This is a genomic window from Monashia sp. HAY1-5C (assembly GCF_056755255.1).
The window spans coordinates 1-9,202 of record NZ_JBPGXG010000166.1; the positions used below are offsets into that span (position 1 = coordinate 1).

At 74.3% G+C, this 9,202-nt stretch carries 8 protein-coding genes; 7 read left to right on the forward strand and 1 reads right to left on the reverse strand.

What is annotated here, in order from left to right:
• Window positions 1–262: 262 nt before the first annotated feature.
• The 5 genes from ACR9ZK_RS19070 to ACR9ZK_RS19090 all read left to right on the forward strand — a co-directional run bounded on the left by ACR9ZK_RS19070 (window position 263) and on the right by ACR9ZK_RS19090 (window position 5,855).
• Window positions 263–1,396: a transglycosylase family protein gene (locus ACR9ZK_RS19070; protein ID WP_481343537.1), complete on the forward strand. Its 1,134-nt coding sequence runs from the start codon at window positions 263–265 to the stop codon at window positions 1,394–1,396.
• A gap of 102 nt (window positions 1,397–1,498) precedes the next feature.
• The gene (gene rsmA, locus ACR9ZK_RS19075) at window positions 1,499–2,500 is read left to right on the forward strand and encodes a 16S rRNA (adenine(1518)-N(6)/adenine(1519)-N(6))-dimethyltransferase RsmA (protein ID WP_481343538.1); all 1,002 of its coding nucleotides are present in this window, start codon (window positions 1,499–1,501) and stop codon (window positions 2,498–2,500) included.
• Between the two features lie 21 nt (window positions 2,501–2,521).
• The gene (locus ACR9ZK_RS19080; protein ID WP_481343539.1) at window positions 2,522–3,466 is read left to right on the forward strand and encodes a 4-(cytidine 5'-diphospho)-2-C-methyl-D-erythritol kinase; all 945 of its coding nucleotides are present in this window, start codon (window positions 2,522–2,524) and stop codon (window positions 3,464–3,466) included.
• Between the two features lie 56 nt (window positions 3,467–3,522).
• Complete coding sequence (locus ACR9ZK_RS19085) at window positions 3,523–5,421, forward strand: ABC-F family ATP-binding cassette domain-containing protein (RefSeq protein ID WP_481343540.1); 1,899 nt, start codon at window positions 3,523–3,525, stop codon at window positions 5,419–5,421.
• Between the two features lie 56 nt (window positions 5,422–5,477).
• Window positions 5,478–5,855 (forward strand): VOC family protein, encoded by a 378-nt coding sequence (locus tag ACR9ZK_RS19090; protein WP_481343541.1) that lies wholly within the window; start codon window positions 5,478–5,480, stop codon window positions 5,853–5,855.
• A gap of 38 nt (window positions 5,856–5,893) precedes the next feature.
• On the opposite strand, the gene ACR9ZK_RS19095 is transcribed toward ACR9ZK_RS19090, so the two are convergent.
• Window positions 5,894–6,433 (reverse strand): MarR family winged helix-turn-helix transcriptional regulator, encoded by a 540-nt coding sequence (locus ACR9ZK_RS19095; RefSeq protein WP_481343542.1) that lies wholly within the window; start codon window positions 6,431–6,433, stop codon window positions 5,894–5,896.
• Window positions 6,434–6,488: 55 nt separating this feature from the next.
• Between ACR9ZK_RS19095 and ACR9ZK_RS19100 the strand changes: the two genes are divergently transcribed.
• Both ACR9ZK_RS19100 and ACR9ZK_RS19105 read left to right on the forward strand, forming a co-directional pair.
• A complete protein-coding gene (locus ACR9ZK_RS19100) occupies window positions 6,489–7,361 on the forward strand; it encodes a methyltransferase domain-containing protein (RefSeq protein ID WP_481343543.1) in 873 nt (290 codons plus the stop codon).
• Window positions 7,362–7,717: 356 nt separating this feature from the next.
• Window positions 7,718–9,202 (forward strand): RNA polymerase sigma factor (locus tag ACR9ZK_RS19105; RefSeq protein WP_481343544.1); only part of this gene is annotated, 1,485 nt, incomplete at its 3' end.

The following is a 9,202-nucleotide window of genomic DNA, read 5'->3' on the forward strand; positions in this document are numbered from 1 at the left end:
AAGCCACATCCCATTCGGAGGTTCTCGTTCATTCAAGCAGGCTCGCTGCTACCAACCTCATGGCCGGGTACACCTAGCGCAGGCCCTGTCGGCCCGCCCGTCGACAGGCCGCGTCGTTACCGAAACTTGACCTGACGGCCGGTCGTCGGTCACTGTGGACGACTGTTGGCCGGCTGCAGCCCCGCATCGACCTCGTCCCGACGCCGCGACGAGGGCTGTTCGAGAGCGCGTTGCACCCGGGACGTTCGACGTTCGGAGTGTTTTGGTTTCGCGCAATCTCAAGGTCCTCGCCCTCGCCGGCGCGGCCGTCGTGCTCACCAGTGGCGCGGTCGGCGCAGCGCAGCTCGACAAGGCCGTGACCCTCTCGGTCGACGGCAAGACCACCGCAGCCCACGTGTTCGGCAGCACCGTCGGTGACCTCCTCGACTCCGAGGGCATCACCACCAAGCCCGGCGACGTCGTCGTCCCGGCTGCCGACAGCCCGCTCAGCGACGGCGAGACGGTGACCGTCCGGTACAGCCGCCTGCTGACCCTGACCATCGACGGCAAGCAGCGCCAGATCCGCACGACCGAGACCACGGTCGACGGAGCCCTGCTCGCCCTCGGCCTGCGCAGCGACGGTGCCCGCATCTCGGTGTCCCGCTCGCAGACCATCGGCCGTCAGGGCCTGTCCCTGACGATCGTGACCCCCAAGCCGGTCACCGTCGTCGCCGACGGCCGCACGACGACCAAGACCGTCGCCGCCGCCACCGTCGGCGAGGCCCTCAAGCAGCTCGGCGTCCACCTCGGCTCGACCGACCGGGTCACACCGGCTGCGACGACGCCGCTCACCGCCGGTACGACGATCCGCGTCCAGCGCGTCCAGCAGAAGTCGGCCACCGTCACCGAGACCATCGCCCACGGCACGACCAGGCGCAGCTCCTCGGACCTGTACACCGGCCAGACCAAGGTGCTGCGTGCCGGGAGCGACGGCACCCGCGTCGTCACGGTGCAGCGCACCGTCGTCGACGGCAAGGTCGTCGCCACCAAGCGCCTGTCCGCCAAGGTGACCAAGGCCCCGGTCGACCGCGTCGTCCTCGTCGGGACCAAGGCGCGGCCCACCACCTCGAGCACCTCGAGCACCTCGAGCGGCTCGACGGGTGGCTCCGGGGCCGCGATCAACCTGGCCCGCGCGTCGATGTGGGACTCGATCGCCCAGTGCGAGTCGAGCGGCAACTGGCACATCAACACCGGCAACGGCTACTACGGCGGTCTGCAGTTCCTGACCTCCACGTGGCTCGCCTACGGGGGCGACGACTTCGCCTCGCGCGCCGACCTCGCCTCGCGCGAGGAGCAGATCACGGTGGCCAACCGCGTCTACGCCGACAACGGCACGTCGCAGTGGAGCTGCGGCTGAGCCCACGGGCCGGCCGCGGCACCCGCGCACACGCCCGCTCGACCCCCTCGGGTCGGGCGGGCGTCGCCGTCCGGTGGCCGGGGTGGGCCATAGGGTGAGGCCATGGCGAAGAAGGACGCGACCGGGGCGGCCCAGGTCGACGACTCGGCGCTGCTCGGCCCGGCCCAGGTGCGGCAGCTCGCCGAGCGCCTCGAGGTCCGCCCGACCAAGCAGTGGGGCCAGAACTTCGTCGTCGACCCGAACACCGTGCGCAAGATCGTGCGCGTGGCGGGCGTCGGCCCCGACGACGTCGTCGTCGAGGTCGGTCCGGGGCTCGGTTCGCTGACCCTCGCGCTGCTGCCCGTCGTCCGGCAGGTCACCGCGGTCGAGGTCGACCCACGGCTCGCCGGCGCCCTGGAGGACACCGTGGCGCGTCTCCAGCCGCAGCACGCCGACCGGTTGCGCCTCGTCGCCGCCGACGCCCTCACCGTGACGAAGCTCCCGAAGCCGCAGCCGACCGCGCTCGTGGCCAACCTGCCGTACAACATCTCCGTCCCGGTGGTGCTGTCCTTCCTCCAGCACTTCCCGAGCCTCGAGCGCGTCCTCGTCATGGTCCAGCTCGAGGTCGCCGAGCGGCTCGCGGCCAGGCCGGGCAGCAAGATCTACGGGGTCCCGAGCCTCAAGGCCGCGTGGTACGCGGACGTCGAGCTGGCCGGACGCGTCGGACGAACAGTCTTCTGGCCGGCCCCTAACGTCGACTCCGGGCTCGTGTCGCTGCGCCGACGCACGCCCCCGGTGACGACGGCCACGCGGGAGGAGGTCTTCCGCTGCATCGACGCCGCCTTCCTCCAGCGGCGCAAGGCCCTGCGCGGCGCGCTCGCCTCGTGGGCCGGCTCGCCGGCGCTGGCGGAGGAGGCGCTCCGGGCGGCCGGCGTCGACCCTCGGGCGCGCGGGGAGCAGCTCGACATCGAGACGTTCGCCCGTATCGCCGCGGCGCGGCCGCAGGCCGGCTCGCCGTCGCCCTCGACGTCTCGGTCGACATCTCCCTCGCGGTCGCCGAAGGGTCGGTCGTCGAAGAAGAGCCGGTCGCACGAGTCCTCGACGCCGCCGGCCACGGACGACTGACCGGACCCATAGGGTGGGCGCATGACTGTCGCTCCGACCCTGCCGGGCGCGGTGACCGTGCGGGTCCCGGGCAAGGTCAACCTCGAGCTGCGCGTCGGCCCCTGCCGGGCCGACGGCTACCACTCGCTCGCGACCGTCTACCAGGCCGTCTCCCTGCACGACGAGGTGTCGGTGGCTCGCTGGGACGACTGGCAGGTCGTGCCCGCCGGCACGTACTCGGACCGCATCCCGACCGACGGCGACAACCTCGCCGTCCGCGCCGCCCGACTCGTCGCCGAGCGGTGGTCGGTCGACGAGTCCCTCTCGATCCGCATCGACAAGGACATCCCGGTGGCGGGCGGCATGGCGGGCGGCTCGGCGGACGCCGCCGCCACCCTCCTCGCCTGCGACCACCTGTGGGGCCTCGGCCTCGACCGTGACGAGCTCACCGAGCTCGCGTCCCTGCTCGGCAGCGACGTCCCGTTCCCGCTCGTGGGCGGCAACGCCATGGGGTCCCGGCGTGGCGAGCAGCTCGCACCGGTCCTGGCCCGCGGCACGTTCCACTGGGTCTTCGCCATCAGCGACACCGGCCTGTCGACGCCGCAGGTCTACGCCGAGTGCGACCGGCTGCGCGAGCGCGACGGCGTGCACGTCCCCGAGCCGCGGGTCAGCCCCGGCCTCATGGCGGCGTTGCGCTCCGGCGACCCCACGGCGCTCGGGGCCGCGCTGCACAACGACCTCGAGCCGGCCGCGTTCTCGCTACGCCCCCAGCTGCGCGAGCTGCGCGACGCGGGCGTCGAGTTCGGGGCGCTCGGCGGCGTCGTGTCGGGGTCGGGCCCGACCGTCGCGTTCCTCACCGAGAGCCACGAGGCCGCGCTCGACCTGTCGGTCTCACTGGCGGCCTCCGACCTGTGCCGCGACCTGCGTCGCGCCAGGGGCCCGGTCCACGGCGCCCAGGTCGTCACGAGCCCCCGCCCCGCCGACTGACCGCCGGCCGGCCCGCGTTCGCGGGGGCTCGTCGCGAGCGCATAGGGTCTGCTCCGATGGCCAACCTCGTCTCCCTCGAACGCGTCTCCCTCGTCTTCGGCACGACCCACGTCCTCGACGACGTCAGCATCGGTGTCCTCACCGGCGACCGCATCGGCATCGTCGGCGTCAACGGCGGTGGCAAGTCGACGCTGCTGCGCGTCATGGCGGGTCTGCAGGAGCCGGACTCGGGCCGCATCAGCAAGCAGGGCGGCCAGGGCGGCATCCGCGTCGGCATGCTGAGCCAGGACGACGCGCTGGACCCGGCGTGGACGGTCCGGGAGGCCGTCCTCGGCGACCGGCCGGAGCACGTCTGGGCAGGTGACCCCCGCATCCGCGACGTGCTCACCGGGCTGCTGGGTGGCATCGGTGCCGAGGCCATGGGCGGTCTCGACAGCCGCGTCGGCCCCAAGTCCGGCGGGGAGCGGCGGCGGCTGGCCCTGGCGCGCCTCCTCGTCGAGGACCCCGAGCTGCTCCTGCTCGACGAGCCGACCAACCACCTCGACGTCGAGGGCGTCGCCTGGCTCGCCGACCACCTGGCCCACCGTCGACCGCGCCCGGGCAACGCGACCGTCGCGATCACCCACGACCGCTGGTTCCTCGACGCGTACGCGACGGTGACGTGGGAGGTCGAGTCCGGTGGTGTCAGCTCGTTCGAGGGCGGCTACGCGGCCTACGTCCTCGCCAAGGCCGAACGGGACCGCCTCGCCGGCGTCGTGGCCGACCGGCGCGCCAACCTCATGCGCAAGGAGCTGGCCTGGCTGCGCCGCGGCGCGCCGGCCCGCACGAGCAAGCCGAAGTTCCGCATCGAGGCCGCCAACGCCCTCATCGCCGGCGAGCCGGAGCCCCGCAACAGCGTCGAGCTGGCGTCGTTCGCCACGCGTCGCCTCGGCAAGGACGTCATCGACCTCGAGGACGCGACCCTGACGGTCGGCGAGCCGCCGCATGCACGGACCCTGCTCGACCGCGTCACGTGGCGCCTGGCGCCGGGGGAGCGGGTCGGCATCGTCGGTGTCAACGGCGCCGGCAAGTCGACCCTCCTGCGCGCCCTGACCGGCGAGGTCCCGCTGACTGCCGGTCGGCGCCGGGTCGGCAAGACCGTCGCGATCGCGCACCTGACCCAGGAGGTGCGCGAGCTCGAGCGGTTCGAGCAGTGGCGGGTCATCGAGGCCGTCGAGGACGTGCGCCAGTACACGATGCTCGGGGGCAAGGAGGTGAGCGCGGGCCAGCTGGCGACGCGGCTCGGGTTCCCGGGTGGCCGGCAGCAGACGCGCGTCGGCGACCTGTCGGGTGGCGAGCGGCGACGCCTCCAGCTGACGCGGCTGCTGCTCACCGAGCCGAACGTCCTCGTCCTCGACGAGCCGACGAACGACCTCGACATCGAGACCCTCACCTCGCTCGAGGACGTCCTCGACGGGTGGGCCGGCACGCTCGTCGTCGTCTCGCACGACCGGTACCTGCTCGAGCGGGTCTGCGACCACCAGCTGGCTCTGCTCGGTGACGGGCGCGTCCGCGACCTGCCCGGTGGCGTCGACCAGTACCTCGAGCTGCGCGCCGCCGCTGCGTCGCAGGCGGCGACGGGCGGGGGACCGGCGTCGTCTGGCGCGGCCGGGGCGGCGTCCCGGGGAGCGGCCCCGTCCGGCGCGGCCGGTGCCACCGCCGCAGCGGCGCCGGCGAGCGGGGCGGTCACGACCGCGAGCCCCGGCGAGGTCCGCGAGGCGCGCAAGACGATGGCGCGCGTCGAGAAGCAGCTGTCGCGCCTGGCCGACCGCGAGGAGCGGATCCATGGCGAGATGGCCCAGCAGGCGACCGACCCCGCCGCCCTCGCCGACCTCAACGCCCGCCTCCAGGAGCTCGTCGCCGAGCGCGAGGGGCTCGAGCTCGAGTGGCTCGAGGCCGCCGAGGTCGTCGGCTGAGGGGCGGTCCCGGCGGAGGGTTGCCAAGTATCTTGATGTCAAGATACTTTCGAGGCATGGAGATGACCCTGCACCACGTCCAGGTCTCCGGTCCCGCCGGCTGCGAGGATGCGATGCGCGACTTCTACGCCGGGGTCCTCGGTCTGACCGAGCTGCCCAAGCCCGAGAGGCTGCGCGCCCGCGGCGGTGCCTGGTTCCGGGCGGGTGGCGAGCCCGGCGCGGCGGAGGTGCATGTCGGCATCGAGGAGCCCTTCGCCCCCGCCCGCAAGGCGCACCCCGGGATCGCGGTGGCCGACGTCGACGCGCTCGCGGCCGCGCTCGCCGCGGCCGGTGCCCCGGTCGTCTGGGACGACGCCATCCCCGGCCTGCGCCGCTTCCACACCAGCGACCCCGTCGGCAACCGCCTCGAGTTCCAGCAGCGGACCGACGCGTGAGCCGGCCGGCGTCCGGCGTCCCGGTGCGGCGCCCCCTGTCAGCCCGTGGGGTCGGTCGGGCGCGCCTCGAGCGGGGCGAGCATCCGGCGCAGCAGCGCGGCGAGGTCGCGGCGCTCGGCCGGGCCGAGCTCGGACAGCAGCGACTTCTCCTGCTCGATGAGGTCGGCCATCGCCGAGTCGACGACATCGCGCCCGGCGGGCGTCAGCCGCACGAGCACGCCGCGGCGATCGCCCGGGTCGGGGCGCCGCTCGACGAAGCCGCTGCGCTCGAGCCGGTCGACGCGGTTGGTCATCGTGCCCGAGGTCACCAGCGTCTGGTGCACCAACGCCCCGGGCGAGAGCTGGTAGGGCTCCCCGGCACGACGCAGCGCCGACAGCACGTCGAAGGCCCAGCCCTCCAGCAGGTGCTCGGAGAAGGCTCGCCCCCGCGCGAGATCGAGGCGGCGGGCGAGCCGGGACACCCGCGAGAGGACCTCCAGCGGCGACACGTCGAGGTCGGGCCGCTCTCGGCGCCAGGCCGCGACGATCTCGTCGACGTCGTCGCCGCCGACGCGGGCCGGGCTGCGGTCCTGGCTCATGCCGTCAGCGTAGTGGCCATCAAGACTCTTGACATCGAAAGAAAGTGAGGTCGCCGTGTCCGACGCCACACCTCCGACTCCCAGCGACCAGGTTCCGGACGGCTCCGCCTGGGACCCCGGCCAGTACGGGCTCTTCGCCGACCATCGCGGCCGGCCGTTCGCCGACCTCCTCGCCCGGGTCGACGCCCCGAACCCGCGGCTCGTCGTCGACCTCGGCTGCGGCCCGGGCGAGCTGACGCTCGGGCTGGCGCGGCGCTGGCCCGAGGCTCGCGTCATCGGCGTCGACTCCTCGCCCCAGATGCTCGAACGGGCCCGGGCCCTCGACACCGCCGGCCGTGTCGAGTGGGTGGAGGCGACGGCCGAGGACTGGGACCCCACCGGGTGCGGCGGCCCCGTCGACGTCCTCGTCACCAACGCGACGCTCCAGTGGGTCCCGACCCACCTGCGGCTGATCCCGCGCTGGCTCGACGCGCTGACGCCCGGGGGCACCTTCGCCATGCAGGTGCCTGCCAACTTCGACGCCCCGTCGCACCGGCTCATGCGCGAGGTGGCCGCCCGCCATCCGCGCGCCGACGACCTGCGCCCCGGCCTCGACCGGGCCGCTGCCGTCGCCCTGCCGGGCACGTACGCGGCGCTCCTGCTCGACCGCACCCCGGACGTCGACGTGTGGCAGACGACGTACGAGCACGTCCTCGACGCGCCCGCAGCAGGGCCGCACCCGGTGCTCGAGTGGGTCCGGGGCACCGGCCTGCGCCCGGTCCTCGGAGTGCTCGAGGACGCCGGGGAGCGCGAGGCCTTCGAGCAGGAGTACGCGCGCGAGCTCGAGGCGGCCTACCCGCGTCGGCCGTTCGGGGTGCTCTTCCCCTTCACCCGTACCTTCGCCGTCGCCCGCACCCACCGGCCCGACGGGCAGGCCCCGGCACGGTAAGGCGCCGACCACGACATGCCCAAGGCCTCGCCAACACGTCCCATGGGCACTGCTGCTACCGACGGGTCGAGGTCAGTTTCTGGCATTTGCCCACATTTGCACCGAAGATGACGTGAAATAGGAAGTGGCACGTCTCACGGTTGACGGCACCGCACGGAGCGTCCCGCTCGGTCAGGGGAGGGAGCGGCTCCGCGCCGGCACCCGTGGTGTCGCCAGGTTTCGTCCTTCCGCGATGGTTTCGTGGAGGGGACCATCCGGAAGGGCGAAACCTGCCAACGCTCCCGCGGTGCGAGTCGACGCGCGCGGCGGGCCGGGGCAGACTGTCCAGCACCGGAAAGTGGCTGGAAGGGCTCGAGGTGTCGGCTGACCTGACCATGTGGTCGAGCGAGGCGTGGTCCTCCGCTGCCGACGTGCAGCTGCTCGCCCGCAGCCGCGAGGGGTCGGCCGAAGCGTTCGGCGAGCTGTGGCGCCGTCACCTGCCCGCGGCCTATGCCGTCGCGCGTCGCTACCGTGGGCGCACGAGCCCCGACGACGTCGTGGCCGAGGCCGCCGCCCGCGTCTTCTCCCTCATCCGCGACGGTCGCGGGCCGGAGGAGCACTTCCGTGCCTACTTCCTGTCGGCGGTGCGCACCGTCGCCCTCGACGCCGGCAGCCGTGACCTGCGGCTCGTGCCGACCGAGGAGGAGGACCTCGACGCGCTCGCCGAGCCCGTCGACCAGCCCGAGCCCGACCTCGGCGACGACGAGACCGTCGCCCTCGTGCGCGAGGCGTTCCGGTCCCTGCCCGAGAAGGACCAGCGGGTGCTGTGGCACACGACCGTCGAGGGCGCCGCACCGCGGGTCGTCGCGCCGAGCCTGGGCATGACGGCGAACGCCGTCAGCGTCCGCGCCATGCGCGCCCGCGAGAACCTGCGCGCCCTCTACCTCGACGCCCGCGCCGAGCGGGGCCTGTCCGAGGCGGACACGGACGAGTGCCGGTGGACCATCACCCACCTCGGCGCCCTCGTACGCGGTCGGCTCCCCAAGCGGCAGACCGAGCGCGCCCGGGCTCACGTCGCCTCGTGCTCGCACGCCGCCCGCATCGCCGCCGACCTGCGCGTCATCCACGACGGCTTCCCGGCGCTGCTCGTCCCCCTGGTCCTCGCCGCCGGGGTCTCGACCCCGGGCTTCGTCACCGCGGGTGGTCTGGGTCTGGTCGGCGGCGCCGCAGGAGCCGCGGGTGCGGGTGCAGCGGGGGTCGTCGGTGGAGGCGGCGCCGCTGGCGGGGTTGCGGGCGCGGGTGCGCCGCCAGGGTCGTCGGTCGCCGCCGCAGGAGCCTCGGGTGCCTCGGGCGTCGGCCGTCTCGGCTCGGGTGCCGACGCCCTGGCGCAGGTGGCCAGCCGCGTCGCGAGTGTCGTGGCAGGCGTCGCCGTCACGGCTGGGGCCACCGGCCTGCTCGGTGCCCCGGCCTCCACGACGCTTCCCGCCGGCGCGTCGCCCCGACCGTCCGTGTCCGCCTCGCCGAGCCCAGGGACGCCGTCCGTCCCCGGCGCCCCGGGAACAGCGGCGAACGCGGGGGCTGCGGGGGTCGCCACGGCGGTCCCGTCGGTGGCCGCACGCGTGGCCCGGGGTCTCACCGGCACCCCGGCACCGCCGGCACCGGGCGGCGCGGCGACGCCGACGCCCGGTGGCGTGGGCGCCGGCAGCACGGACCAGACCGGCGTGACCGTCGCACCGGGGCCGAGTGACGCGGCCGGCTCTGCCGGCTCGACCGGTTCGGGCGGTTCGGGCGGCGACACACCGGCCACGCGCCCCCCTGCCTCGTTGACGCCGCCGGCCGTCTCGAGCCCGCCCGCTGTCTCT

What these genes read in the sequence shown, in the direction of transcription:
- ACR9ZK_RS19095 (WP_481343542.1), bottom strand. Translation starts at nt 6,433, where the DNA reads ATGAGCCAGGACCGCAGCCCGGCCCGCGTCGGCGGCGACGACGTCGAC.
- ACR9ZK_RS19080 (WP_481343539.1), top strand. Translation starts at nt 2,522, where the DNA reads ATGACTGTCGCTCCGACCCTGCCGGGCGCGGTGACCGTGCGGGTCCCG.
- ACR9ZK_RS19085 (WP_481343540.1), top strand. Translation starts at nt 3,523, where the DNA reads ATGGCCAACCTCGTCTCCCTCGAACGCGTCTCCCTCGTCTTCGGCACG.
- rsmA (WP_481343538.1), top strand. Translation starts at nt 1,499, where the DNA reads ATGGCGAAGAAGGACGCGACCGGGGCGGCCCAGGTCGACGACTCGGCG.
- ACR9ZK_RS19090 (WP_481343541.1), top strand. Translation starts at nt 5,478, where the DNA reads ATGGAGATGACCCTGCACCACGTCCAGGTCTCCGGTCCCGCCGGCTGC.